This window comes from Curtobacterium sp. JUb34 (genome assembly GCF_003755065.1).
In the GTDB taxonomy this organism is placed as follows: Bacteria; Actinomycetota; Actinomycetes; order Actinomycetales; family Microbacteriaceae; genus Curtobacterium.
Genome location: NZ_RJVH01000001.1, coordinates 85531 through 110349 on the forward strand (window position 1 = coordinate 85531; position 24819 = coordinate 110349).

The 24819-nt window shown below is 72.6% G+C and carries 25 protein-coding genes; 11 read left to right on the forward strand and 14 right to left on the reverse strand.

Annotated elements, in window-relative coordinates; translation table 11 throughout:
• Positions 1 to 62: 62 nt before the first annotated feature.
• Complete coding sequence (locus EDF63_RS00400; RefSeq protein WP_111085532.1) at positions 63 to 473, forward strand: MarR family winged helix-turn-helix transcriptional regulator; 411 nt, start codon at positions 63 to 65, stop codon at positions 471 to 473.
• Positions 470 to 1816: an MFS transporter gene (locus EDF63_RS00405; protein WP_395871098.1), complete on the forward strand. Its 1347-nt coding sequence runs from the start codon at positions 470 to 472 to the stop codon at positions 1814 to 1816. The genes EDF63_RS00400 and EDF63_RS00405 overlap by 4 nt, the downstream gene beginning before the upstream one ends.
• Positions 1817 to 1993: 177 nt before the next feature.
• On the opposite strand, the gene EDF63_RS00410 is transcribed toward EDF63_RS00405, so the two are convergent.
• Positions 1994 to 2887: an alpha-E domain-containing protein gene (locus EDF63_RS00410; RefSeq protein ID WP_185021219.1), complete on the reverse strand. Its 894-nt coding sequence runs from the start codon at positions 2885 to 2887 to the stop codon at positions 1994 to 1996.
• A gap of 163 nt (positions 2888 to 3050) precedes the next feature.
• On the opposite strand from EDF63_RS00410, the gene EDF63_RS00415 reads away from it, so the two are divergent.
• Positions 3051 to 3575 (forward strand): MarR family winged helix-turn-helix transcriptional regulator, encoded by a 525-nt coding sequence (locus tag EDF63_RS00415; protein ID WP_123310205.1) that lies wholly within the window; start codon positions 3051 to 3053, stop codon positions 3573 to 3575.
• A 10-nt stretch (positions 3576 to 3585) separates the two neighbouring features.
• Positions 3586 to 3789 (forward strand): hypothetical protein, encoded by a 204-nt coding sequence (locus EDF63_RS00420; RefSeq protein ID WP_123310207.1) that lies wholly within the window; start codon positions 3586 to 3588, stop codon positions 3787 to 3789.
• Between the two features lie 7 nt (positions 3790 to 3796).
• On the opposite strand, the gene EDF63_RS00425 is transcribed toward EDF63_RS00420, so the two are convergent.
• From EDF63_RS00425 to EDF63_RS00450, 6 genes are all read right to left on the reverse strand, one after another.
• The gene (locus EDF63_RS00425; protein WP_260232902.1) at positions 3797 to 4645 is read right to left on the reverse strand and encodes an NAD(P)-dependent oxidoreductase; all 849 of its coding nucleotides are present in this window, start codon (positions 4643 to 4645) and stop codon (positions 3797 to 3799) included.
• A 91-nt stretch (positions 4646 to 4736) separates the two neighbouring features.
• Entirely contained in the window at positions 4737 to 5579 is an 843-nt protein-coding gene (locus tag EDF63_RS00430; RefSeq protein ID WP_123310211.1) for a M23 family metallopeptidase, read from the reverse strand.
• A 20-nt stretch (positions 5580 to 5599) separates the two neighbouring features.
• Positions 5600 to 5956, reverse strand: coding sequence for a hypothetical protein (locus EDF63_RS18340; protein ID WP_148061676.1), 357 nt, complete (start codon positions 5954 to 5956; stop codon positions 5600 to 5602).
• 135 nt (positions 5957 to 6091) lie between these two features.
• Positions 6092 to 6838 carry a 1-acyl-sn-glycerol-3-phosphate acyltransferase gene (locus tag EDF63_RS00440; protein ID WP_123310215.1) on the reverse strand — a complete coding sequence of 249 codons (747 nt, stop codon included), beginning with the start codon at positions 6836 to 6838 and terminating at the stop codon, positions 6092 to 6094.
• 91 nt (positions 6839 to 6929) lie between these two features.
• Positions 6930 to 8783, reverse strand: coding sequence for a DNA helicase RecQ (recQ, locus tag EDF63_RS00445; protein WP_123310217.1), 1854 nt, complete (start codon positions 8781 to 8783; stop codon positions 6930 to 6932).
• A gap of 9 nt (positions 8784 to 8792) precedes the next feature.
• On the reverse strand, positions 8793 to 9914 hold the full coding sequence (locus EDF63_RS00450) for a CPBP family intramembrane glutamic endopeptidase (protein WP_123310220.1): 1122 nt from the start codon (positions 9912 to 9914) through the stop codon (positions 8793 to 8795).
• Positions 9915 to 9950: 36 nt separating this feature from the next.
• On the opposite strand from EDF63_RS00450, the gene EDF63_RS00455 reads away from it, so the two are divergent.
• Complete coding sequence (locus tag EDF63_RS00455; RefSeq protein WP_185021220.1) at positions 9951 to 10880, forward strand: EamA family transporter; 930 nt, start codon at positions 9951 to 9953, stop codon at positions 10878 to 10880.
• Positions 10881 to 10889: 9 nt separating this feature from the next.
• On the opposite strand, the gene EDF63_RS00460 is transcribed toward EDF63_RS00455, so the two are convergent.
• A complete protein-coding gene (locus EDF63_RS00460) occupies positions 10890 to 11318 on the reverse strand; it encodes a GNAT family acetyltransferase (RefSeq protein ID WP_123310224.1) in 429 nt (142 codons plus the stop codon).
• A gap of 92 nt (positions 11319 to 11410) precedes the next feature.
• Here EDF63_RS00460 and EDF63_RS00465 point away from each other — a divergent pair, with 92 nt between their 5' ends.
• On the forward strand, positions 11411 to 12223 hold the full coding sequence (locus tag EDF63_RS00465) for a class E sortase (protein ID WP_260232903.1): 813 nt from the start codon (positions 11411 to 11413) through the stop codon (positions 12221 to 12223).
• On the forward strand, positions 12220 to 12396 hold the full coding sequence (locus EDF63_RS18510) for a hypothetical protein (protein WP_185021323.1): 177 nt from the start codon (positions 12220 to 12222) through the stop codon (positions 12394 to 12396). Before EDF63_RS00465 ends, EDF63_RS18510 begins: the two co-directional genes overlap by 4 nt.
• A gap of 31 nt (positions 12397 to 12427) precedes the next feature.
• On the opposite strand, the gene EDF63_RS00470 is transcribed toward EDF63_RS18510, so the two are convergent.
• The 4 genes from EDF63_RS00470 to EDF63_RS00485 all read right to left on the reverse strand — a co-directional run bounded on the left by EDF63_RS00470 (position 12428) and on the right by EDF63_RS00485 (position 18539).
• Positions 12428 to 15403 (reverse strand): AAA family ATPase, encoded by a 2976-nt coding sequence (locus EDF63_RS00470; protein ID WP_123310226.1) that lies wholly within the window; start codon positions 15401 to 15403, stop codon positions 12428 to 12430.
• Entirely contained in the window at positions 15403 to 16566 is a 1164-nt protein-coding gene (locus EDF63_RS00475; RefSeq protein WP_123310228.1) for an exonuclease SbcCD subunit D C-terminal domain-containing protein, read from the reverse strand. The genes EDF63_RS00470 and EDF63_RS00475 overlap by 1 nt, the downstream gene beginning before the upstream one ends.
• Before the next feature lie 78 nt (positions 16567 to 16644).
• Positions 16645 to 17841, reverse strand: a complete 1197-nt coding sequence (locus EDF63_RS00480) for a signal peptidase I (protein WP_123310230.1) — start codon at positions 17839 to 17841, stop codon at positions 16645 to 16647.
• Between the two features lie 92 nt (positions 17842 to 17933).
• Positions 17934 to 18539: a hypothetical protein gene (locus EDF63_RS00485; protein WP_123310232.1), complete on the reverse strand. Its 606-nt coding sequence runs from the start codon at positions 18537 to 18539 to the stop codon at positions 17934 to 17936.
• Between the two features lie 203 nt (positions 18540 to 18742).
• On the opposite strand from EDF63_RS00485, the gene EDF63_RS00490 reads away from it, so the two are divergent.
• Entirely contained in the window at positions 18743 to 19285 is a 543-nt protein-coding gene (locus tag EDF63_RS00490) for a MarR family winged helix-turn-helix transcriptional regulator (protein WP_123310234.1), read from the forward strand.
• Between the two features lie 48 nt (positions 19286 to 19333).
• Positions 19334 to 19843, forward strand: a complete 510-nt coding sequence (locus tag EDF63_RS00495; protein ID WP_123310236.1) for a mycothiol transferase — start codon at positions 19334 to 19336, stop codon at positions 19841 to 19843.
• 151 nt (positions 19844 to 19994) lie between these two features.
• Here EDF63_RS00495 and EDF63_RS00500 read toward each other — a convergent pair whose 3' ends face one another.
• Entirely contained in the window at positions 19995 to 21938 is a 1944-nt protein-coding gene (locus EDF63_RS00500; RefSeq protein ID WP_123310238.1) for a DEAD/DEAH box helicase, read from the reverse strand.
• Positions 21939 to 22206: 268 nt separating this feature from the next.
• Positions 22207 to 23061 carry a PPK2 family polyphosphate kinase gene (locus EDF63_RS00505; protein ID WP_258373280.1) on the reverse strand — a complete coding sequence of 285 codons (855 nt, stop codon included), beginning with the start codon at positions 23059 to 23061 and terminating at the stop codon, positions 22207 to 22209.
• Between the two features lie 124 nt (positions 23062 to 23185).
• Here EDF63_RS00505 and EDF63_RS00510 point away from each other — a divergent pair, with 124 nt between their 5' ends.
• Complete coding sequence (locus EDF63_RS00510) at positions 23186 to 24196, forward strand: alpha/beta hydrolase (protein WP_123310240.1); 1011 nt, start codon at positions 23186 to 23188, stop codon at positions 24194 to 24196.
• Between the two features lie 275 nt (positions 24197 to 24471).
• On the forward strand, positions 24472 to 24810 hold the full coding sequence (locus EDF63_RS00515; RefSeq protein WP_123310242.1) for a hypothetical protein: 339 nt from the start codon (positions 24472 to 24474) through the stop codon (positions 24808 to 24810).
• The last annotated feature ends 9 nt before the right edge of the window (positions 24811 to 24819 follow it).

Sequence of the window (24819 nt, forward strand, 5' to 3'; positions counted from 1 at the left end):
AGAACCACGGTACACCCGCAAACCAGTTCGTTCACTGAACTAATGAGCTAGGCTAACGACCCGTGACCGACGCCACCGACCTCCGCATCGCCGTGAACCGGCTGTCCCGGACGCTCCGCGCGCAGAAGGCCGACACGACCGTCACCGACGCCCAGTTCGCCGCCCTCGCGCGCCTGCACCGGGACGGCGCGATGACCCTGGCCGACCTGAGCCGCCAGGACGGCGTCACCCCGCCCTCGATGACGAAGACCATCGCGGTCCTGGTCGAGCGCGGCCTCGTCTCGAAGGGCGGCCACGACGACGACCGCCGCAAGGTCGTCCTCTGCGCCACCCCCGCCGGAGCCGCGTTCGTCGAGGAGACCCGTCGGCGCCGGGACGGCTGGCTCACCCCGCGACTGGCCGCACTCACCCCCGTCGAGCGCGCCACCCTCGCCGACGCCACCGAGATCATGAGGAGGCTGGCCCAGCAGTGACCGCCATGTTCCGCTCCCTCGCCGGACGCAACTACCGCATCTGGTTCGCCGGTGCCCTGGTGTCGAACGTCGGCACCTGGATGCAGCGCACCGCCCAGGACTGGATCGTCCTGACCCAGCTCTCCGACAACGACGCCGTCGCGGTGGGCATCACGATGGCGTTGCAGTTCGGCCCGCAGTTGCTGCTCCTCCCCCTGACCGGCCTCGCCGCCGACCGCTTCGACCGCCGCAGGATGCTCATGCTCACGCAGGCGCTGATGGGCCTGTTGGGGCTCGGACTCGGTGTCATGGTCCTCACGCACACCGCGACGCTGCTCGCGTTGTACGGCTTCGCGCTCGCGCTCGGCATCGTCGCCGCGTTCGACACCCCGATCCGGCAGGCGTTCGTCTCCGACGTGGTGCAGGGCGAGAACGTCGCCAACGCCGTGGCGCTCAACTCCGCCTCGTTCAACGCCGCGCGCCTGATCGGTCCCGCGGTCGCCGGTGTGCTCATCGCCGCCATCGGGTCGGGGTGGGTGTTCGTCATCAACGCCGGATCGTTCCTGGCGGTCCTCATCGCCCTGCGGTTCGTCGACCCCGCACAGCTCGCCGAGCGCGTGCACGCCGGCCGCGGCAAGGGGCAGATCGTCGCCGGCTTCCGGTACGTGCGGACCCGGCCGGACATCATCGTCGTGCTCTGCATGATCTTCGTGGTCGGCACGTTCGGCGTGAACTTCCCGATCTTCACCTCGACGATGGCCCGCGTCGAGTTCCACCAGGGCGCGGGCGAGTTCGGCCTGCTCAACTCGGTGATGGCGATCGGGTCGGTGTTCGGCGCCCTGATGTCCGCGCGCCGTGACCGACCGCGGATGCGCACCCTGGTCCTCGCCGCCGGCGGTTTCGGCCTCGCCTGCACCGCCGCCGCCCTCGCACCCACGTACTGGACCTTCGCGTTCGTCCTGGTGTTCGTCGGACTCGCGGCACTGACCTTCATGACCACCGCGAACGCCCTGGTCCAGACCACCACGACACCCGCGATGCGCGGCCGTGTGATGGCGCTCTACATGGCGATCTTCGCCGGCGGCACCCCGATCGGCGCGCCGATCGTCGGCGCCATCGCCGATGCGTGGGGTCCTCGCTGGGCCATCGCGGTCGGCGCGGTGTCCGGCTTCGTCGCACTCGCCATCGCGATCGTCTGGCTCGTCCGGTTCCAGCGCCTGCGGCTCCGGTACGACGCGGACACCCGCCTGCACCTCGCGGTCACGCACGCGATCCCGGTGGTGGGCACGCGCGCCTCGCGCGCGGCGCTCCGCCAGGAGCTCGAGCGCGAAGAAGCGGTCGCGGACCGCTCCAGCGCCGTCTGACGCGTCCACTTCGCGAAAGCGACAGATCTCCGCGACGCGACGGCATCCAGTCCGCGAAAGCGACAGATCTCCGCGAACTGTTCGCGGGTTCCTGACGCTCTCGCGGGGCGGACGGGAGGCACGGGTCGACGCCGCCACGGGCCTCCCGTCCGTCGCCGGTGCCGCCCATGGCCGCGATCAGTGCGCGGGTTGGGTCGCCGCGAAGACGCGCTCGTCGAGCGCCGCCGCGACGCGGTCCGCGGCAGCCGCGAGTCGGTGGCCGGCGTCGCCCACGATGCCGAGGACCGAGTCCGCGGGGACGGCCTCGAGCCGGTCGCGCGCGGCGGAGAAGGCCGCGACCTCGTCGGCCACGCAGGACGGTGCCACGTCGGCCAGGCACTCTGCGGCTCGCCGGACCGTGAAGCGGAGCGACCGCGGACTGTGCTCGTCGAGCAGCAGGAACGCCGCGGCGTCGTCCGGTACCGGGTGGTGGTCACGGCCACGCAGGAAGGCCTCGCCCGCGCCGCACGCCCGGAGCGCCGCCGTCCACGAGGTGACCGAGTCCGGTTCGAGCAGCCCCGACGCGAGCAGCCTGGCGGTCGAGGCGACCCGGGTCAGGGAGCGGCCGAGGGTGAAGAACTCCCAGACCTCGTCGCGACTGGCGTCCCCCTCGACCACGCCGATGGCGAGGGCGCTGCGTTCTCGTGCCCAACCGAGGAACTCGTGCGCCCGGCCCGGAGCGATCTTGCGCGGCATGCGCGAACGGGTCACGTCGAGGCAGTCCCAGAGCTCGCTCGAGACGACCTCGCGAGCCCGACGGGCGTGGTCACGCGCGACGGCGACCGCGGCGGCGATGGACGCCGGCTCGTGCCGGTCCAGAGCGAGTGCGTCGATCGTCGCGGACCGGTCGGTGTCGTTCGCCGGTCCGGCGGTACCCACGACCGCACGGAGCTCGGCGGCGACGGCCCGGTCGTCCTCGACGGTGCCGGGTTCGCGGCGGGCGACGTAGACGTCGAGCAGGCGGGCGACCACGTCGGTGCGCTCGACCGCGCTCCCCACGTGGAAGACGTTCCCCGCGAGTCGGCTCAGCACGGCTGCTCCTGCATCCCCAGAACCTAACGAGCGGGCGTTGCGGGAGTGTTTCGGAACCGCGTCACGGGTGTTGCGGTGTCCGATGTCCGCGCCCGCACCGGTGTCTCGGCTGCGATCAGGGGCTCTCGCTAGACAATCTAACTAGAGCGTCTAGCATTGCAGGATGACGTCCGAGGTCCTGACCAGCACTGCGGGGTTCTGGTACGAGGACTCCCCGGTCACCGCCGTCGACGTCCTGAACGCCCTGCGCCGGTACCGCACCGCCGAGAGCGCCGCGCAGCGTCGTGCCCGCGAGGCCCTGGGCATCGGCGAGAACGCACTGCTCGCGCTGCGGGTCCTCATCGACGCCGAGCAGGACGGCCGGACCGTCAACGCCAAGGACCTGGCCGAACGGCTCGAGATCACGGCGGCATCGACCTCGGCACTCGTCGACCGACTCGTCCGGAGCGGCCACGTCGAGCGGCACCAGGACCCGATCGACCGCCGCGGCGTGATCCTCACCGCGACGGGAACCTCGATGCGCCACGCCCTGCGGGTCATCGAGGAGCTCGACGCCCGTGCGCTCGAGGTGACCGAGCACCTGCCGACCGACGAGATGGCGGTGGTGGTGGACTTCCTCGACGAGATGGTCCGCGTGGTCGACGACGTCGACATCGACGCCGGGGGCCGCACGGCTCGTCGCGCGTAGCCTGCTGCACATGGACCCTCGCGGCACGCACGACCCCGAGGACGACATGCCGTTCGCCGAACTCGACTCCCGGGCCCGCGCCGACGCGGCACTCCGGCGCATCCAGAGCGGGGCCGATCCGACGCGTGAGGCGTTCGACCTGGCGAACACCATGAACGACGAGGCCGTCGGCCGGCTCACGAAGCGGCTCCGCCGGCTCTTCCGCCGCGACTGACGCCGCGTCAGAAGGCGGTGCCGACCGCCGCGATGTCGTCGCCGCCGTGGCCGGCCGCACTGGCATCGGCGTAGACGCGCCCCAGGGCGTCGAGGAGCGTCGTGGACACCCCGTTCGCCCGCGCGGCATCGGCGATGAGCCCGATGTCCTTCCGCAGACCGTCGAGTGCGAACTGCGCCGGGAACTCCCCCGCGATGATCGACGCACCCTTGGTGTGCGCGTAGGCCGAGTCGCTCGCGCTGCCGTCGATCGCGTCGAGGAACAGCTGCGGGTCGAGCCCGAGCGCCGCTGCGAGGGCGAGCGACTGCCCCGTGGCCGCGGTGATCGACGCGATCCAGGCGTTGGCCGCGAGCTTGAGCGCGGTGCCGTCGCCGACCCGCTCGCCGGCACGGACGGTCTTCGCACCCATCGCGTCGAGCACGGGGACGACGCGGTCGACGTCGGCAGCGGGGCCCGCCGCCAGCATCGTGAGCTTCCCCTGCTCCGCCGGTGCCTTGGTGCCGAGCATCATCGCCTCGACCAGGGTGATGCCGTACTTCGCTGCCAGCTGCACGACGGTCTCGGTGCCGTCGACACCGATCGTGGACGCCTGCACCCACACGGCGTCGGTCGGCGCGTCACCGGCGGCCTGTTCGAGCACGTCGACCACGGCGTCGGTGTCGAAGAGCGTCAAGAGGACGACCTCGGCGTGCTCAACGGCAGCGATCGGATCCGTGGCGACCGTCGCACCACGTTCACCGAGCGGAGCGGCCTTGTCGACACTCCGGTTCCAGACCGTGACCTGGTGACCCTCGCGCAGCAGCGACCCCGCCACGCCGGCACCCATCGCCCCGGTCCCCAACACCGTCACTCGCACGTGCGTCTCCGTCCTGCCGCGGCGCGCTGCCCCGGCCGTCTCGACGGTACGCGCCCCGGCGGTGCCCCGTTGGTGCCCCGCGTCGGCCTCGTCAGAGGAGCCCGCGGGCCTGCAGCCAGGCGGCGGGATCGACGGGGACGCCGTCGACGATGACCTCGAAGTGCAGGTGCGCACCGGTGGAGACGCCCGTGTTGCCGACGGCGCCGATGCGCTGGCCGGCCGACAGGACCTGACCGGATCGGACCCCCATCGTCGACAGGTGGCCGTACCGGGTCTGGGTGCCGTCGGCGTGCTGCAGCAGCACCTGGTTGCCGTACCCGCCCAGGACGCCGGCCGAGACGACACGGCCGGGCATCGCAGCGACGACGGCGGTGCCGATCGGGGCGGCGAAGTCGATGCCCTGGTGGTTCGTCGAGCAGGCGGAGCAGCCGGTCACCCACCGTGCGCCGAAGCCGCCGGCGGCCGGCACGGTGCCGGCGGTGGGGCGGGCCGCGGCGGCGGACGACCCGACGACGACGGTGCGCGCCCGGGCTGCGGCGACACGGCCGACCGTGAAGCCGTCGCGGCCGACGACGGGCCGAGCGGACCCGTCGGCGACGAACTGCTGCACGTCGAGCGCGGGACCGCGTGGCGAGGGGGTCGAGGCCATCGCGGTCTGCGGCGAGCCGACGGCCACGGCGACGAAGAGACACGTCACCGCGGCGGTCGCGGTCGCGGGCAGGGCACGCCGGACGGACCTGCGGAAGAAGGAGGTGGAAGCCGGGGTGACGGGAGGGGACACCGTCACCCCGGCGGCTCTGGGGGCGTCCGGGCGCGTGTCGTGTCGAGCACGGCGGCGCACGGCCGGTTCGGATCGGCGGGTGGTGGAGCGGTTCGCGGCCCGCCGGTCGGCACCGCGCGGGCGCAGCGGGAGGCCGTCGGGGGACGTCGTCATCGCTCGGGGACCGCCCGGGCTCAGACGCGGACGACGCCGTCGCGGGCGATCCGGTCGAGCTCGGTCGCGACGGCGTCGACGACCGCTCGGGTGATGGCATCGGCGACCGTCTCGACCAGGACGAGCTGCTCGGGGTGCACGCGGAGTTCGGTGACCACGGACGGGGTGACGCGGACGGTGATGTCGTCGATCGCGGCGACGAGGGCCGCTGGCACGAGGGTCGAGTCACCGGCGCGGACGGGCGCGGTCATCGGCGAGGTCGGCGCAGGGGCCGCAGCTGCTCGTGCCGCAGCCGGAGTCGGGGTCTGGGCAGGGGCGGGCGACTCGGGCTGGTCGTGCCGCTGGGCGATGGAGTCGAAGAGCGGGGTGGAGGACATGCTGCTGACCGTCCGATCTGGATCGAGGGGCGCGGGCCGTTGTCGGGCGACCCGTCGGGGAACCGTGCCGTGCGGCACGTCCCTCATTCAACCATCGATATTTCAGATGTGCAATAGTGACCGGATGGATCCGGCTCAGTCGGGGTCGACGGCCGCCGCGGTCGGGTCGTCCGGCTGGAGCACACGCCGGACCCGTTCGACGATCGTTGCGGGCGGGTTGTTGTAGGTGTTCGCCGGCTCCTGCCCGCTGAGCTCCTGGATCGCCGCCATCACCGCATCGGTCGCGTGCCGGCGTGCGCGTCCGGACGACGCCTCACCGAAGGACGACAGGTCGATCGGCTTGCCGAACTCGATCGTCACCTTCGCGAGCTTCGGCAGCTTCGAGCCGACGGGCTGCACGTCCTGCGTACCCGTGAGCGCCACGGGCACCACGGGGGCGCCGCTCGTCAGGGCCAGCCAGGCCACGCCCGTGCGGCCCTTGTAGATCCGGCCGTCCAGGGACCGGGTGCCCTCCGGGTAGATCGCGAAGGCCTCGCCCTCGTCCAGGCGCGCGAGCCCGAGGTCCAGTGCTTGCTGCGCCGCCGCTCCGGCTCCGCGCTCGACGCCGATCGCACCGATGCCGCCGAAGAACGCCCGGGACACCGCGCCGCGGAACCCCGTCCCGGTGAAGTACTCCTGCTTCGCGAGGAAGGCGACCTTGCGCGGGGCCATCAGCGTGATCGCCGGGGAGTCGATGAAGGAGCGGTGGTTGCTCGCGAGGATGACCGGTCCGCGCTTCGGCACGTTGCGGCGTCCGATGATCTTCGGTCGCCAGAGCATCCGCGCGAGCGGGGTCACCACTGCGCGGCTCAGCACGGTGGCGAACTTGGTCGAACCGGGCACCGGGCCTCCTCGTCGTGACGGCGGACTCCCGAGTGTAATCACGCCGGCCGGCGCTCCATGCCCGCTGCGGCATGCACGCTCGGCGGTGGCGTCAGACGGCCTCGGACGCAACGACGTCGAGCACCGCGCGGCCGTACCGCTCGAGCTTCGCGGCACCGACCCCGGAGATCTCGGCGAGCTGGTCGACGTCGGCCGGACGCACCGCCGCGATGCCCCGGAGCGTCGCGTCGTTGAACACGACGTACGCCGGAACGCCCTGCTCGCGCGCCTGGGCGGCACGCCAGACCCGGAGGGCCTCGAACAGTCCGACCGCCTGCTGGGGCATGTCGGTGACCACGGTCCGGCGGGACGACCGGCTCGCCCGCGGTGCCTTCACCGGGTCACGACGCATCCGGACCTGGACCTTGCCGGTCAGGACCTCGGCGCTCGTCGGGCTGAGGACGACCGTGCCGAAGCCGTCGCCGGACACCGCGGCGTAGCCCTGCGCGAGCAGCTGTCGGGCCACCGCGCGCCACTCGCCGTCGGACAGGTCGGAGCCGATGCCGAAGGTCGCCAACGACTCGTGCTGCAGCTCCTGGACGCGGGGCGACTGCTTGCCGACCAGGATGTCGACGAGGTGGGCGACACCGTACCGCTGGCCGCGCTCACGCTCGAGGCGGACGACCGTGGACAACAGCTTCTGCGCGGGAACGGTGCCGTCCCACGACTCGGGCGGGGCGATGCACGTGTCGCAGTTGCCGCAGGCCGTGGACTCCTGCCCGAAGTACGCGAGCAGTCGCACTCGCCGGCACTCGATCGTCTCGCACAGGCTCAGCATGGCGTCGAGGTGGGCGCTGAGCTGCCGACGGTGTGCGGCGTCGCCCTCGGACTGGTCGATCATCCGTCGTTGCTGCACGACGTCGTTCAGGCCGTACGCCAGCCACGCGGTCGAGGGCAGTCCGTCGCGCCCGGCACGACCGGTCTCCTGGTAGTACCCCTCGACCGACTTCGGCAGGTCGAGGTGCGCCACGAAGCGGACGTCGGGCTTGTCGATGCCCATGCCGAAGGCGATCGTCGCGACCATGACGATGCCGTCCTCGCGCAGGAAGGTCGACTGGTTGCGCGCACGCACCCGGGCGTCGAGGCCCGCATGGTACGGCAGCGCCTGGATGCCCTGCTCGGCCAGGGCGGTGGCGGTCCGCTCGACCGACTTGCGCGACAGGCAGTAGACGATGCCCGAGTCGCCGCTGTGCTCGGTGCGGATGAAGGTGAGGAGCTGCTGCAGCGCACCGGTCTTCGGTTCGATGCGGTACTGGATGTTCGGGCGGTCGAAGTCGGCGACGAAGTGCGCGGCGTCGTCGAGGCCGAGCCGCGCCGAGATCTCGCGGTGGGTCTGCGGGGTCGCCGTGGCGGTCAGGGCGATCCGGGGCACGGTCGGCCAACGCTCGTGCAGGACGCTCAGCTCGAGGTAGTCCGGCCGGAAGTCGTGGCCCCACTGGGCGACGCAGTGCGCCTCGTCGATGGCGAACAGCGAGACCCTCGCCCGGTCGAGGAGCGCACGGGTGGACTCGAGCCGGAGCCGCTCGGGTGCGAGGTAGAGCATGTCGACCTCGCCCTGGACGACCGCGCGCTCGACCCGGGACCGTTCGTCGGGCCCCTGCGTGGAGTTGAGGAAGGCGGCACGGACCCCGTTCGCCGCGAGGGCGTCGACCTGGTCCTGCATGAGGGCGATGAGCGGCGACACCACGACCCCGACGCCGTCGCGCACCAGCGCGGGCACCTGGTAGCAGAGCGACTTGCCGCCGCCGGTGGGCATGAGCACGAGGGCGTCGCCGCCGGCGACCACCTGGTCGATGATCGCCGCCTGCTCGCCACGGAAGTCGTCGTAGCCCCACACGCGGTGCAGGACGTCGAGCGCTGCGGCTCGCGAAGCAGACACGGCGGCGGGCGCGGGCGTGGTGCTCATGCCACGAGCCTACGGGCGACCGGCGACACCCACGGCACTGTCCACAGCGGCTGTGTCCACAGTGCCGGCGCGGGTCGGCGCGACGGCCCAACCCGTGCCCGCCGGACCGAACCAGCGCTTGCCACCCGCCCAGTCCGGTGGCGTGCCACGGAACCGCGGCGCCTGGTGTCCGGCGAACGTGCGGTCGAGCTTCCGCCACCACGCCAGGAGTTCGACCATGCCCCAGAACGCGAGCGACGTGCCGAGGGTGACGAGCCAGCCGCCGAGCGTGCCGTTGGCGTCCGAGGAGGCCAGGTCGATCCCCGACCAGCCCGGAGCCTGCAGCACGAAGATCATGATGTTGTTGAAGGCGTGCTGCAGGACGGTGGCCTCGAGCCCCCCGGTCCGGAGCACGATGATCGCAGCGATCAGGCCGAACGAACCGACGTCGAGGATGCCCCAGACGTTGTAGCCGTTCGGGATGTGCAGCACGGCGAAGACGACGGTCGACACCGCGACGGCGATGACCGTGCCGAAGATCCGCCACGGGATCCACGAGGCGATCGTCTGCATCAGGAAGCCGCGGAAGATGAACTCCTCGGCCGCGCCCTGGAACGGCACGAGCAGCACGACGAGGACGATCGTGAGCGTGAGGGTGCCGAGGGAGACCGTCGACTGACCGATCGCGGCGTGGTTCCACGCGAAGCCGCCGTCGGTCGTGATCATCCCGCCGTCCCAGAAGAGGCCGGTCTGCACCACGAACATGACCGCCGCGATGACCAGGGTCGGCAGCACGCACCACGCCGTCCACGCCCACCGCACCCGGAAGCGCGTCGACGTCAGGATCGCGCCGGGCCCGAGGCGTGCGACCCTGACCGCCAGCAGCACGCCGGGCAGCAGGATGACCAGCGACACCAGGGTCAGCGACAGGACGAGCGGATCCGTCGGGTCGAGCGCGCCGCGCTGCAGGTCCTCGAGCAGGTCGTAGAGGCCGGACTCGCCCCCGACCGCAGCGACCGGGATGAAGTAGGCGACGGTGATGAGCACCTGGGACGCGAGGTACCAGCCCGCCAGGAACGCGAGGGCGACCAGCGGGCGCCACCACCTCCATCGTGCGTCGACACGGGGCAGGCGGTGGTAGGGAACGCTCACGCCACGCAGGCTACCGGGCCGGGCAGGATGGGACCCGTGCTCACCGTGCTGTTCGGCCTGTCCGGAGCCGTCGTCTACGGCTTCGCCGACTTCCTCGGCGGGCTCGCGTCACGGCGCGTCCGTCCGGTGACGGTCGCCGCCGTGGCCGCGGCGATCGGGATCGTGCCGCTGCTGATCGGTCTGGCCGTGCTCGGGGGGTCACCGTCGTGGACGAGCACCCTCTGGGGCGCCGTCGCGGGGCTGTCCGGCGCGGTCGGGGTCCTGCTCCTCTACGCCGCGCTGGCGATCGGCCCGATGAGCGTGCTGTCACCCCTGACCGCCGTGTTCGCGGCCGTCGTCCCGGTCGTGGTGGCCGTCGCCCGCGGGACCGTCCTGTCACCGCTGGCGATCGCCGCGGTGGTCGTGGCCGTCGTCGCGGTGGTGCTGGTGGCCGCGGTGCGGGACACCTCGGGTGCACGCCCCACCGTGCGCGGGGTCGTCGCCGCAGCGGTGGCCGGGTGCGGGTTCGGCGGCATCGTGCTCGCGTACGACGCGACCCCGCCGGGCGCGGGCATCCACCCACTCGTGGTCGCGCGGGTGCTGCAGACGGTGCTGCTGGGCGCAGCGGCGCTCGTGGTGACGGTGCGTGCCGGGCGCGGGGCGCGGTCTGGAGGCGCGGCAGACCCCGCTGCGTCGGTCGACGTCGCGGGGTCTGCCGTGCCTCCAGGACGCTGGTGGCCGCCGCGTCTGCTGCTGACGGTCGCGGGGTGCGGCGTCTTCGACGCCCTGGCGAACGTGTGCATCCAGGCGGCGCTGCACGCGAGCGACGACCCGGGCACACTGCCCGTCGTGAGCGTGCTCAACGCGCTCTACCCGATCGGCACGGTCGTGCTGGCCGGCGTGGTGCTGCGCGAGCGGCTGACCTCGCCGCAGTGGGTCGGCATCGCGCTCGCGTTCGTCGCGTCGGTGGGGCTGACCCTGGCGTGACGGGACGGCTCAGACGTCGGGGATGAGCCGCTTGCCGAGCGACACCGTGCGGTCGTCGGAGTAGCCGAGGGACTCGTAGAAGCCGAGCACCCGCTCGTTTCCGGCCCGGATCTGCAGGTTCACCTTCGGGCAGCCGAGGTCGGTGAGGAGCCGCTCGAACTCCGCCATCAGCGTCCGGCCGAGGCCCGAGCCCTGCAGGTCCGGCTGCACGGCGAGGTAGTTCACCCAGCCGCGGTGTCCGTCGAAGCCGGCCATCCCCGCAGCGACGACCCCGCCGGTCCCACCCTCCGCCACCAGGAAGAGCTCGGGCTGGACCGTGGCCTTGCGCGCGATGTCGCGGCGCGGGTCGTTCCACGGGCGGACGAGACCGCACGATTCCCAGAGGGCGACGACCGCATCGGTGTCGTCGGCGCGGAACGGGCGGATCCGGTACTCCATCCCCCCACGTTACGGGGTGTGGAGAACGTCGTCACCGGGCGGTCGTCGTGATCTGATAGACCTGTCCGACCGACCACCCGATCAGGAGCCCCGTGACCGCACACGACACCATCCCGTCGCGCCGCAGCGCGCGGGACGAGGACAGCGGCAGACGATCCGGGCGGCGCTCCCCCCGGAGGCGCCAGACGGTCGGTGGGGCCATCGTCTCGCTCATCGCCGAACTGCTCATCATCGCGGGCGCCGGCACCGGCCTGTACGTGGTGTGGACGGCATGGTGGACCGACGTCGTGGCGGTCAACGAGCAGTCGAAGCTCGTCGAGGGGCTCGACCAGCTGAAGACCCCGGACAAGGCCGGCACCGAGCACCGTGGGACCGCACCCGTGCTGGCGGAGCCGCCGGATCTCTCCGACGTCTTCGGCACGATGCAGATCCCCCGCTTCGGCAAGGACTACAACCGTCCGATCGGCGAGGGCACGGACCGCGAGAAGGTCCTGAACACGATCGGCCTCGGGCACTACCAGGACACCGCGATGCCCGGAGCCCCCGGCAACTTCGCCGTCGCCGGCCACCGCGTGACCTACGGCAAGCCGCTCAACCAGATCGCCGAACTCAAGAAGGGCGACTCCGTCGTCGTGCGGGTCACCGACGCGAAGACGAAGTTCGACGTCTGGTACGTCTACAAGGTCACCGACAGCCAGATCGTCACACCGGACCACATCGAGACGATCGCGCCGGTGCCGAACAAGCCCGGAGTCGACCCCTCGCCGTCGGACCGCTGGCTGACCCTCACCGCGTGCCACCCGATGTGGTCGGCGGCCGAACGGTTCGTCACGCACGCGAAGCTCGACTACTGGATGCCCGCGTCCGAGGGCACCCCGAAGGAACTCTCGGAGACGGCCAAGTGATCTTCCCCCTGGTCTGGCGGCTGCTGCCCGGACCCACCGTCCTGAAGGTGCTCGAGCTGCTCGTGCTGCTCGCGGCGATCGTGTTCGTGCTGTTCCAGTGGGTGTTCCCGTGGATCGCCGCGGACATCCTGCCGCCGCCCGACGGCACCGTGGAGTCCACGCCGACCCCGTAGCGGTCCGCCACGGCGGTGACGGCCGACGGCCTCAGACGGTCGTCGTCACGTGCGAGCCGCCGGCAGCGGTGCGCCGCACGGCGATCCGCTCCGGGATCCGCTGCTTGAGTTCCTCGACGTGGCTGACGATGCCGACCTGCCGTCCGCCCGCGGTCAACCGGGACAACTGCCCGATGACGTCGTCGAGGGTCTCCGGGTCGAGCGTGCCGAACCCCTCGTCGACGAAGAGCGTGCCGAGCGAGACCCCTCCGGCCTCGGCCTGCACGACGTCGGCCAGGCCGAGCGCCAGGCACAGCGAGACCGTGAACGTCTCGCCGCCGGACAGGCTGCGGGGGTCCCGCACGGTGTCGGTGGTGTGGTCGTGCACGGCGAGTGCCAGTCCGGTCCGGCGTGCCCGTGATCCCGACTCGCGTTCGTCCGAGGTCTCGAGCGTGAACCGGCCCGCGAGCATCCCCCGGAGTCGGTCGTTGGCCGCGGCGACGACGTCCTCGAACCGACGCATGAGCACGTAGGTACCCAGGGTGATGCCGGTCGGGTTCGCCGCGGTGACGCCGTTCGCGATGTCGGCGAGCCGGACCACGGCGCGGCTGCGCGCCGACGTCTCGTCACGGGCGCGGGTCGCACGGGTCACCTCGGTCGCGCACCGGTCGACCGCGTCGGCCCGGTCGGCGGCGGAGGCAGCCGCCCCGGTGGCCCGGTCGAGTTCGGCGGCGGTGCGCTCGCGAGCGACGCGGGCGCCGTCGAGGTCGAGACGTTCCGCGGAGTCGTCCGCCGCGGCCACCACGGACGGCTCGGCGAGACCGGCCACCACGACGGCACGCTCGGCCTCGGCTGCGCTGATCCGCGCCCGCAGCCGTTCGGTGTCGCCGGGGTCGAGCCGTCCGGCCCGCGCTGCGGCGACGTCGGCGAAGCCCTGGTCGTCGAGGACCCGGGCGACCTCGGCACGACGGTCGTCGCGGGCACGGGTCGCGGCGGCCACCCGTTCGTCGGCCTGCACGACCGCGCGGTACGCCTCGAGTCGCTCGTCGAGCAGCTCGACGGCCGCCCGGAGCGTCGTGGGGTGGTCGTCGAGGAGCGCGCCGAGCCGTTCGCGTGCCGCGGCCACGGTGCCGAGGTCGGTGTCGAGTCGCTCGGCGTCGACCTGCGCGGTCGAGGTGAGGACGGTGCGACGAGCGTCGAGGTCGTTCCGCTCACGCTGGAGCCGACCGGTCTCGGTGTCGTGCTCCGCCCGGTGCCGCTCGTGCTGCAGGACGAGGGCGGCGGCGGCGTGCGCGGCCCGGACCCGGGCGTCGGCGGCCTCGGTCAGTGCATCGAGCGCTGCGGCGTCGACCGTGCCGACGACGTCGACCAGCCGCTGGTGCTCGGCGCGTTCGACCGCCAGGTCCGACGCGGCCTCGGCGAGGCGTTGGTCCGCACGCCGGGTGGCGTCGCCCGCGGCGTCGACGGCTTCGGTGGTCGGGTGGTCGTCCTGCGGGGTGGCCACCGACGGGTGTTCCGTCGACCCGCAGACCGGACAGGGGTCCCCGGTGGTGAGCGCTGCGCCGAGTTCTCCGGCGAGGCCGGCGATCCGGCGTTCACGGAGCGCGCGCTCGGCGGCGAGGGCCTCGGTCGCCGATCGTCGTGCCGCGGTGACGGTCTGCTCGGCGGCGGTGACGCGCTGCGCCGCGTGGTCGCGCGCCACCAGCTCGGCCCGGAGGGACCGGACGCGGGTGACCTCGTGCGCTGCGGCGTCCGCGTCGGCTGCGGTCCGGGCCGCGGTGCGTGCGGCCTCGACGATGCGGGCCCGTTCGGCCGGTCGGGCGTCGAGCGCGGCGTCGAGCGCGACCAGCTGCACGGCGAGCTGCTCGGCGGTCGCGACGGCCTCGGCGATGGCGGACCGTCGAGCAGCGGAGCCGTCCTCGACCGCGACGAGGTGGCGCACCGCGGACAGGTCGTCGGCCAGGGCATCGCGCCGGCCCACGACGACGTCGGGGGCCTCGGTGACCCCGTGGCGATCGCGCACCGCCCGGGCCGCCGCGGTGGTCTCCTCCGCCCGCAGGACCTCGGCGTCGAGTCCGTCGGCCACGGCGGCGACCCGTGCGGCGCGTTCGCCGAGGGCCACGGTCGCCCGGGCGTCGTCGACGGCGGGGGCGTCGACGTCGAGCGCGGTCTGCCGCGCGAGGAGCCCCGCACGTCGTCCGAGGGCGGTCGCACGCGCCGTGACCACCTGTTCGTGCTCGGCTGCCGTCGTCGCTGCCGAGGCTGCCGCAGCACGGACGGCCGCAGCGGCGTCGGCTGCCGCGCGGATCGACGCGACGGTCGACGGCACGGCGGACTCGTCGGCGCCGTCGAGACCGGCGGCCTGGGCGAAGCGGTTCAGGGCGTCGCGGACGCGGTCGTCGGCGCCGTCGACCTCGGCCTGCACGGCGCGGCGTCGCGCGGCGAGTTCGTCGGCGGTGCGGTCGTAGACCTGCGTGCCGAACAGCGACTGCAGGAGCTTGCGGCGGTCTTCACCCGGGGACCGCAGGAACCGTGCGAACTCGCCCTGCGGCAGCACCACGGTCTGCAGGAACTGCGCGCGGTCCAGCCCGATGATGCGGCCGATCTCGACGCCGACCTCGGGGATGCGCGACGACATGGGTTCACCGGCGACGTCGGACGGGTTCGCCAGGCGGAACAGCTGCACGGACGCCTGCTGTTTGACGGTGCCGGTCCCCCGTTGCTTCGGTCGGTCGTACTGCGGGGTGCGGCGGACCCGGTAGGTCCCGGCACCGGTCTCGAAGACGAGCTCGACGAAGGGCTCCACGGCGGGGTCGGCGTGCTGGCTGTGCAGGCGGTCGGAGCTGGCGTCGGAGCCGGCGAGCCCGCCGTACAGGGCGAACACGACGGCATCGATGATGGTCGACTTGCCGGAACCCGTCGGCCCCTCGAGCAGGAACACACCGGAGGCCGCGAGCGCTGCGAAGTCGATGGACACCAGGTCGGGGTAGGGCCCGATGGCACGGAGCTCGAGTCGGTGCAGGTACATCAGCGGTCCCCCTCGCGCTGCAGCGCCAGCACCGCGGCCTCGTACGCCTCGGTCAGGACGGCGTGCTCGTCGTCGTCGGGCGCGGCACCGGTGGCGAAGGTCACGAAGTCGGCTGCGACCTCGACCGGGTCGGACGTCGCCGTGACCGCGCGGGCGGCGGTCGCCGGGCCACGGTCGGCGGGCTCGTGCGTGATCGCCAACGCGTGCGGGAAGTGGTCCTTGACCCGGGCGTACATGCGCTCGGGGTGCACCGTGTCGGTCACGACCACCCGGACCCACGCATCGGCGTCGGCTCGGAAGACCCCGGACTCGACGTCGTCGATGCTGCCGCGGACGTCGACCAGGCGCCGCGGCACCGGGGCCGGCACGAGCTCGGTGCTGACGGCGCCGCCGGCGTCGAGTTCGACCAGGGTCACCGACTTCTGCTGGTGCCGCTCGCCGAACGAGAACGCCAGCGGTGAGCCGGCGTACCGGATCCGGCCGCCGTCGCCGACCCGCTGCGGACCGTGCAGGTGCCCGAGGGCGACGTAGTCGAAGCCGTCGAAGACCGACTCGGCCACCCGGTCGACACCGCCGACGCGGATGTCCTGTTCGCTGTCGCTCGGATCGGCCCCGCCGACGAAGGCGTGCGCGACGACGACGCTGCGGGTGCTCCCCCGCAGTGAGAGGTCGGAACGGATCCGTTCGGTGGCGGCGTGCACGACCGCGTGGTGCGACCGTGCGAGCGGTTCGTCCGGCACGTCGGCCAGTGCGTACCGGGTCAGGTCCGGGTGCAGGTAGGGGATGCCGTAGACCGCCACCGGGCCGTCGGCGTCGTCGACGAGCACCGGGTCGGCGATCCGGGCGGGTTCGGCGAGGATGCGCACCCGGCGGTCCATCACACCGGCGCCGAACCCCAGGCGTGCGGCGGAGTCGTGGTTGCCCGGCGTGAGCACCACGGTCGCCGTCTGCGCCAGGCGTTCGAGCACCCGGGACAGCATGCGGACGGCGTCGATCGGTGGGATCGCCCGGTCGTACACGTCACCGGCGATCACGACGAGGTCGACGGAGCGGTCCTGCACGAGGTCGACGAGCCAGTCGAGGAACGCCGCCTGGTGCTCGAGGAGGTCGGCACCGAGCAGCGTGCGGCCGAGGTGCCAGTCGCCGGTGTGCAGGATGCGCATGCGGACACGGTAACGCCGGCCGGGGACATCGCCGGACGGCCGCGCGCCGCCTGGGGAGAACCGCCGCCTGGGGAGAACTCAGGGCACGCAGCTCGCCGAGGCCAGACCGAGGACCGACACGACCTTGACCTTGACGGTCGGCGTGCTGGTGGCGGTCCACCCGTTGCCGAGGTTCGTGCGGAGGTTCAACGTGTACGTCGTGCCGAGGTCGAGCAGGCCGGCACCGCCGTAGACGAGCGAACGTTGTCCGGCGGTCGTGGCGGTGGCGAGCTGGGTCGTCCCGTTCACCAGGTCGAAGGAGTTCGGCACCGTCGGGTCCGTGTACGTCCAGGCGATCGTCACGGTGTTCGACGACGCTGCGGTGCAGGTCAGCGTGGGCACACCGGTCGCCGTGCCCGCCGTGAAGGTCGAACCCGGGTTCACCGTCGTCCGCGACCACGGCACGGCCACCGCCTGCGCCGGCACGAGCACCCCGACGCTGCCCGCGATGGCGAGGACCGCCGCGGCGCCGCCGAAGCGGCGCAGCCGCTGGACGCGACGCTCGTGCACCCGCAGTGAGCGACGGGTGACGACGGTCGTCGCGCCGGACGCCAGGCGCGTGGCGGCGTCGTCCCGCGCCTCCCGGCCGGTGTCGGCACCGTCCGACGGGCCGCCGCCCGACCCGTGGGCGTCGTCGCCCCCGTCCGAGCCGTCGCCGTCGTCGTCGCGCTCGTCGTCGACCACCGTGAGGCGGCGGAGCGACCCGTCGACCGTGCAGAGCGCGAGCAGCGCCGTCAGGCCGAGCGCGAGCACGACGACCTTCGTCCACTCCCCCTGTCGGAGCCACAGGACCGGCGCCCCGACGAACGGGATGCGCAGGAACGCGACCCCGTGCACGGCCGAGCGCTCGAGCGGCGTCGAGTCCTGCTGCGGGTTCGCGTCGCCCTTCGTGACGAGGGTGCCGCCCGGGCCGTCCTCGACGTACCGGTGCATGCGCAGGTGGCCGGACTGGTCGGGGTCGTCGGCGAGCAGGATCTTGCCCGTCCGGACCTCGCCGGACGCGACCGGTCGCGAGACGACCACGTCACCGGACGTGAGCCGCGGCTCCATGGACCCGGTCATCACCGTGGTGGGCTGCCAACCGATCACCGCGGGCGCGGCCGCCCAGAGGGCGAGGCCGAGGAGGGTGGCGACCACACCGCGTGCGACGGTGCCGACGACGACGCGCACCCAGTCGACGACGTCACGGAGCACGGCGTGCGGTGTGGGACCACCGTGCACTGCGATGCTGCTCATGACTGCCTTCGACCGGGGGCGCGTTCTCGGGGGTGGCGGCCGGGGCTGGCTCGGGCTCAGCCCCGGTCACCGGGTGGGGAGTGCTCCCCGGGTCAGCTGTTCTGGGCTTCCCAGGTGAAGCCGAGCGCCGCGGTGCCGCCCTGGACCGTGTTCGGGGCGGTGTCCGAGACCTTGTAGGAGAAGCGGTAGACGCGCGACTCGGACGCGGTGCCGGTCGGGGCCCACGAGCCGACGCCGGTGGCGAAGTTCGTCGCCGCTGTCCCGAAGGACGCCAGCGTGGTGTTCGCAGCCGTGATCGTGCCGCCGGTGGCGAGCGGCGTGAAGCCGGTGCAGGAGCCGAAGCCGCCGCCGGTGCCCTGCTCGACGGTCAGGCTGATGTTCGCCGCGAGGTCCTTCGTCGTGGCGGCGGCGGTGCCGTACAGCTTGACGGTCGAGGGCAGCGAGCCCGTCGAGGTGACCGTGATGCAGTTCGCGCCGGTCGAACCGGGCTTCAGGGCGGTCGCGGTGAAGAGTGCGGTGTTGTTGTCGTCGTCGGAGAGCGCGACGCTGCCGGCGGTCCAGTTGCTCGTCGGGTTGACGGTGGTCGCCGAGAACGCCGAGTAGGACGCGGTCGAGACGACGACACCCGAGGCGACGAGGGCGGCGGGGATGGCGATCCAGGCCGCGAGACGGGCGGCGCGAGGGGTGACACGAGACATTGCGAGGGCTCCTGATCCGGAAACGGTGGCGCCGTGGTCGCGGTGGTTGGTCGCGTCGGAGCCGGGGTGGTTGTTACGACGATCAAGCTACTTTTCCGCCGAGCAACTCACAAGGGAAGGCACTACCCCCGTGCTGGGGGTGTCTTGACGAGTGAGATACTTGTTGACTGAGTCATCCCACCCCCTGCCGAGAAGAGCTGCCGATGACGGACACCACCCAGCCCGTCCTGCCCGACACCCTGCCGCCCGCTCCCGTGTCACCGACCGTCTCGCTGCCCGACATCGTGGACGCGGACACGGACCTGGCGCAGCTCCTCACGGCCTTCCGGATGCTCCAGACGCAGCACGCCCGCGTCCTGCACCACGAGAGCGTCGTGCGCGGGCTGAACGCCACGGACACCCGGTTCGTGTTCTTCCTCGCAGCGGCCGACGGCGACGGGGTCACCCCGAAGCAGGCCGGCGAGTACCTCGAGCTCACCACCGGCGCCATGACCTCGCTCGTCGACCGCCTCGAGCAGCGCGGGCACCTCGAACGCCGCCCGAATCCGCAGGACCGTCGCAGTGTGCTGCTGCACCTCACCGCCTCGGGCGCCGAGGTCGCCCGGCAGATCGGCGCCGTCTACTCGGACGCCTTCCGCGAGGTCGTCGCCCCCGCCGACCGGGTCCGGCTCGCCGCAGCGTTCACCGGGCTCGGCGACGCCCTCGACCGCCACTCGCGTGCGGAGACCGCGGCCCGTTCCGCCTGACGATCTGCGTGACCCCCTGTGTCGCAGCGCGCGCGTAGCGTGGTGCGCATGACACCGTCCGAAGTCCTGATCGAAGCGTTCTCCCGCGTGCCCGAGACCGTCGAACGCGCCGTCGACGGCCTGTCCGAGGACCAGCTCGCAGCGCGTCCGGCCGCCGGGGCGAACACCCTGGCGTGGCTCGCGTGGCACATCGCCCGCGGGCAGGACGTCCAGATCGCCGACCTGGCGGGCACCGCGCAGGTGTGGACCGCGGACGGCTGGTACGAGCGGTTCGGTCTGCCGTTCCCGGCCGAGGCCCTGGGCTACGGCATGTCCCGCGACGACGTCGGTCGCGTGCGCGCCTCTGCTGCGCTGCTCACCGGGTACCTGCGCGCGGTCCACGACCGCACCGTCGCGTACCTCGGCACGCTCGGTCCGGACGACCTCGACCCCGTGGTCGACGACACGTGGGACCCGCCCGTCACCGCCGGCGCCCGGCTCGTGAGCATCCTCGACGACTGCACGCAGCACGCCGGTCAGGCCGGCTTCGTGCGCGGGTTGCTGTTCTTCAACCGCTGAGCGCGGTCGCGCGAGCGCGGTCGCGGGCGCGCTTCGTGAGCAGAAATGGTCGGGTCCGACTCCGGGACCCGACCATTGCTGCTCACCATGTGACGGACGGGAGGCCCGGTACCAGCTGGTACCGGGCCTCCCGTCCGTCTCGGGGTCGCGTCTACCGCGCGGCGAGCTCTGACACGATGCCGTCACCGGGGGCGGCCTGCACCAGGTCCGCCGCGATCTCGGCACGCTCGAGGATGCCCTCGATCTTGCGGATGCGGCCACGCGGGACGAGGGTAACGACGGTGCCCTCCTTGCCGGCACGACCCGTGCGGCCGGAACGGTGCATGTACGCCTTGTAGTCGTCCGGGGCGTCGGCCTGCACGACGAGCGACACGTCGTCGACGTGGATGCCACGGGCGGCGACGTCGGTGGCGACGAGCACGTTCACCCGGCCACTCGTCAGGAGCTGCAGGTTGCGGGTGCGGCGCGACTGGTTCAGGTCGCCGTGGAGCGACGTGGCACGGATGCCGGCGTCCTCGAACTGGTCGGCGAGACGCTCGGCGTAGGCGCGGGTCCGGGCGAAGACGATCGTCTTGCCGTCACCGGCGACGAGCTCCTCGAGGACACGGTCCTTCTCGCGCTGCTCGACCACGAGGACACGGTGGTCGATGGTCGAGGACGCCTGGTCCTCGCCCGCGACCTCGTGCACGCTCGGCTCGTGCAGGAACTGCTCGACGAGCGCCGCGACCTGGGTGTCGAGCGTCGCGCTGAACAGCAGCTTCTGCGCGCGGTTGCCCTGCGGGGTGACCTCGGCGGTGGCGGAGAGGATCTCCTGCACCGGCTCGAGGAACCCGAGGTCGCACATGTGGTCGGCCTCGTCGAGCACGGAGATGACGACCTCGCTGAGGTCGAGCTTCCCCTTGTTCATGAGGTCCTGCACACGACCGGGGGTGCCGACGATGATGTCGACACCGCGCTCGAGCGCACCCTCCTGGCGGCCGTACGGGACACCGCCGTAGATCTGCGTGGTGAACAGCCCCACCGAGCGGGCGATCGGCTGCACCGTGCGGTCGATCTGCAGGGCGAGCTCGCGGGTCGGCGCGAGGATGAGCGCACGCGGGGCGCGGCCCATCTTGCGCTTCGTGCCGCCGCCGTGCTCCATGAGCTTCTCGACGAGCGGGGCGCCGAACGCGATGGTCTTGCCGGAGCCCGTGCGGCCACGGCCGAGGACGTCCTTGCCGGCGATCACGTCGGGGATCGTCGCCGCCTGGATCGGGAACGGGCTGCTGGCGCCGAGCTCGGCCAGCGCACGGGAGATGTTGCCGCCGATGCCGAGGTCGCCGAAGGTCACGCCCTCGACGTCGGACGCGACGGTGGACTCGGCCTGGAGCTTCGCGAGCTTGACGTCGTCGGCGGGGACGAACTTGCCGCGCTCCGGCTCGTCGAACGAGCGGCGCGGGGCACGGTCCGTGCGGTCGTCGCGGTCGAACTTGCGCGGAGCGCGGTCATCGCGGTCGAAGCGACGGGGACGGTCGTCGTTGTCACGACGGGGAGCACGATCGTCACGGTTGAAGCTGCGCGGGGCGCGGTCGTCACGGTCGAAGCGACGGGGACGGTCGTCGTTGTCACGACGGGGAGCACGATCGTCGCGGTTGAAGCTGCGCGGGGCGCGGTCGTCACGGTCGAAGCGACGGGGACGGTCGTCGTTGTCACGACGGGGCGCTCGCTCATCGCGGTCGAAGCGACGGGGACGGTCGTCGTTGTCACGACGGGGCGCACGGTCGTCACGGTTGAAGCTGCGCGGGGCGCGGTCGTCGCGGTCGAAGCGACGGGGAGCACGGTCGTCACGGTTGAAGCCGCGTCCACCGCGGTCGTCGCGCTCCGGGCGGCGCTGGCCACCGCTGTCGCGGGGCTCCCAGTTCGGGCGGGCGGGGCGCTCGCCCTGCGCCGAGCGGCCGCGACGCTCCTCGGCGTCCCAGCGCTGCTTCTGGCGCGGCGCGGTCGGCTCGGCAGCGCGGAACCCGCGGTGCTTGCTGCTGCGTGCGGCGGGGGTGCCGTTCGGGTGGCGGGGACGGTCGGAGGCGCGGTTGTCCGCGCCCTTGTTGTACGGGGCCATGTCTGCTTTCTCGGGTGCGCAACGAACCGCAGCGCCCGACAGCGACATCGGCGGGGGCTGCTTGCGGAGAGGGGGTTCATCCCGTCGCGATTCGACGTGATTCCAGCCCTCGAGCAACACACACCCAACAAAAAGCCCGTGATCACGATGTCACGGCGTCGAAGGCCGACCGAGCGAGTCTACGCGACCCCGCGCTCTGATGCCAGCCCCGTCGTCGACGGACGGCCGCGAGCCGGACCCGGCCCGGGCCTCCCGGCCTGCCCGTCGGTCAGGACTCGGCGAGCCGCTGTCGTTGCTCGGCCACGTCGAAGTCCGCCTTCGGCCACGAGAGCTGCATGTCCTCGAGTGCCCGGAGCAGGAGCTGCTGCACCGCCAGGCGGGCGTACCACTTGCGGTTCGCCGGCACGACGTACCAGGGCGCCTGCGGGGTCGAGGTCCGGTCGAACACGATCTGGTACGCGTCCTGGTAGCGATCCCACAGCAGGCGCTCGTCGATGTCGGCCGGGTTGAACTTCCAGTGCTTGTCGGGGCGGTCGAGTCGCTCGCCGAGGCGTTCGCGCTGTTCGTCCTTCGAGATGTGCAGCATCACCTTGACGATCGTGGTGCCCTCGGCGGTGAGGCGGTCCTCGAACTCGGTGATCGCGCCGTAGCGTCGCTCGATCTCGTCCGGCGCCGCGAACGCCCGGATGCGCTGGATGAGGACGTCCTCGTAGTGCGAGCGGTCGAACACGCCGAGCTGCCCGGCGCTCGGGAGCTGCCGCTCGATGCGCCAGAGGAAGTCGTGCTCGCGCTCCTCGGCCGTCGGGGCCTTGAAGCCCGCGTAGCGCACGCCGTTCGGGTCGACCGCACCGACGACGTGCGAGACGATGCCGCCCTTGCCGGCGGTGTCCATCGCCTGCAGGACCAGCAGCACCCGGCGCTGGTCGCCGGCGGTCGACGCCGCGTACAGCCGCTCCTGCAGGGCGGCGAGACGGGAGGCCCCCGCGGCGAGCGCTTCGAGCCCGTCGATCTTGCGGCCGGGGAAGCCCGGCGTCGCGTCCGGGTCGACCTGGTCCAGGCGGAAGCCCGGTTCGACGCGGAGCAGTGGTTCGGGATCGGCGTTCCAGGCCTTGCGACGGCTCACGGGTCCTCCTGCGGTCCGGGCGGCGGATGCCCCCTGCTCTCATCCTGGCACTGTCGTGGGTCCTCCGCTGGGTTCCTCCGCTGGGGTGACGTGGGCGGCTCCGGGTGCGGCTACCGTGGAACCGATGAAGTCCGGCCGCCGCACAGTGCTCGCGCTCGTCGCCGCGGTCGTGGCGCTCGGCGCGGTCGCGTCCTGCAGCACGGACCCCGTCGGCGACGAGAACGCGACGGTCACCGCGGACAGCGTCATCTACCCGCTGTCGCTGGAGTACCACGGCATCGACGTGGTCGCCGACGTGCCGTACGGCACGGCCCCGTTGCAGCGACTCGACGTCTGCTTGCCGGCCGACAGCGCCCCGGAGACGACCGCGACCCCGACGGCGACGCCGTCCGCCACCGCGACGCCCGATCCGGCAGCAGCTGCGGCCGCCACCGGTCGGCCGGCGGTGCTCATGATCCACGGTGGCAGCTGGTCGCACGGCGACAAGGCGACCGCGGCGTACCGGTCGGTGTGCAAGTACCTGGCGTCCGAGGGCTTCGTGACGTTCAACGTGGACTACCGGCTGGCGCCGACGGACCCGTTCCCGGCCGGCCTCGACGACGTGCGCCGCGCGCTCGACTACGTGTTCCGTCCCGCGACGCTCGAGACCTACGACGTCGACTCCCAGCGCGTGGGCGTGTTCGGCGGCAGCGCCGGCGGCAACCTCGCGGCGATGCTCGCGGTGACCGACCACGAGTCCGCCGCGTACGCCGAGGGCGACCGGATCCGTGCGGTCGTCGACCTGAGCGGCCCCACGAACCTGACGTCACGCTCGACCCGGGCCGACGGGGTGTCGGCGTCCTTCCAGCGGAAGCAGCTGCTCTACCTCGGCTGCCGGACGTACGCGAAGTGTCCGGCGGCCACCCGTGCGTCGCCGGAGTACCACGTGACCTCGGACACGGCACCGTTCTTCATCGGGCACTCGACGGACGAGTTCATCCCGCTGTGGGAGTCGCAGGAGTTCGCGGCCACGCTCCGGTCGAACGACGTGCCGGTCACGTTCGTGCAGGTCGAGGGCACGGCGCACTCGATCGCCCAGCTCGACGAGGCGATGAGCCGACGCGTCGCGACGTTCCTGCGGACCCAGCTCGGCTGACTCGCGGGCCGGTGGAGGTACGACCGCGGGCTGGCTGTGTGCCGCTGAAGCGACACTTCTCGCCGACGAGCGGCCGTCCGTGCCGCGAAAGCGTCTCTGTGCCGCCGGTGTTCGGCGGGGAAATGTCGCTTTCGCGGGAACGGGAACGGGCGCGGGGACACGGGCGGGAGGGGGCGCCGGTGCGCTCGCTGCAACGCACACCGCCGCGTGCCCCGGGTGGGTGGCACCCGGAGTCGGGACTACTGCCGATCGGCGCCACGCCGCAGACTTCGGGGGTGACCGACACCTCGACCCGCCCTGCCCGCGCCGCTGCGACCCGTTGGGACCGTTCCGCGCTGCAGACCTCTGCGGAGTTGCTGCTCGGGCTGTCGTTCGCCGCCACCATGGCCTTCGGCGGGTACGCGGCCGCGACCGGGCAGATGGCCGTGTTCGCGCAGGGGGCCGGGGTCGTCTTCCTGGTCACGCTCACCTGCGTGCTCGTGTCGTGGTTCCGGGCCGTCGAGCGCGAGGAGCGTGCTGACCACCGGGCCACTGCGCCCGTCGTGCCGGCCACGGTCCCGGTGCCGCTCACGACCGCCGCCATCGCGGCCGTCGACGCCGAGTACCGCCGCTAGCCCGGACCG

What these genes read in the sequence shown, in the direction of transcription:
- EDF63_RS00415 (WP_123310205.1), top strand. Translation starts at nt 3,051, where the DNA reads ATGACGTCCGAGGTCCTGACCAGCACTGCGGGGTTCTGGTACGAGGAC.
- EDF63_RS00420 (WP_123310207.1), top strand. Translation starts at nt 3,586, where the DNA reads ATGGACCCTCGCGGCACGCACGACCCCGAGGACGACATGCCGTTCGCC.
- EDF63_RS00430 (WP_123310211.1), bottom strand. Translation starts at nt 5,579, where the DNA reads ATGACGACGTCCCCCGACGGCCTCCCGCTGCGCCCGCGCGGTGCCGAC.
- EDF63_RS18340 (WP_148061676.1), bottom strand. Translation starts at nt 5,956, where the DNA reads ATGTCCTCCACCCCGCTCTTCGACTCCATCGCCCAGCGGCACGACCAG.
- recQ (WP_123310217.1), bottom strand. Translation starts at nt 8,783, where the DNA reads ATGAGCACCACGCCCGCGCCCGCCGCCGTGTCTGCTTCGCGAGCCGCA.
- EDF63_RS00460 (WP_123310224.1), bottom strand. Translation starts at nt 11,318, where the DNA reads ATGGAGTACCGGATCCGCCCGTTCCGCGCCGACGACACCGATGCGGTC.
- EDF63_RS00470 (WP_123310226.1), bottom strand. Translation starts at nt 15,403, where the DNA reads ATGTACCTGCACCGACTCGAGCTCCGTGCCATCGGGCCCTACCCCGAC.
- EDF63_RS00475 (WP_123310228.1), bottom strand. Translation starts at nt 16,566, where the DNA reads ATGCGCATCCTGCACACCGGCGACTGGCACCTCGGCCGCACGCTGCTC.
- EDF63_RS00480 (WP_123310230.1), bottom strand. Translation starts at nt 17,841, where the DNA reads ATGAGCAGCATCGCAGTGCACGGTGGTCCCACACCGCACGCCGTGCTC.
- EDF63_RS00485 (WP_123310232.1), bottom strand. Translation starts at nt 18,539, where the DNA reads ATGTCTCGTGTCACCCCTCGCGCCGCCCGTCTCGCGGCCTGGATCGCC.
- EDF63_RS00490 (WP_123310234.1), top strand. Translation starts at nt 18,743, where the DNA reads ATGACGGACACCACCCAGCCCGTCCTGCCCGACACCCTGCCGCCCGCT.
- EDF63_RS00495 (WP_123310236.1), top strand. Translation starts at nt 19,334, where the DNA reads ATGACACCGTCCGAAGTCCTGATCGAAGCGTTCTCCCGCGTGCCCGAG.
- EDF63_RS00500 (WP_123310238.1), bottom strand. Translation starts at nt 21,938, where the DNA reads ATGGCCCCGTACAACAAGGGCGCGGACAACCGCGCCTCCGACCGTCCC.
- EDF63_RS00510 (WP_123310240.1), top strand. Translation starts at nt 23,186, where the DNA reads ATGAAGTCCGGCCGCCGCACAGTGCTCGCGCTCGTCGCCGCGGTCGTG.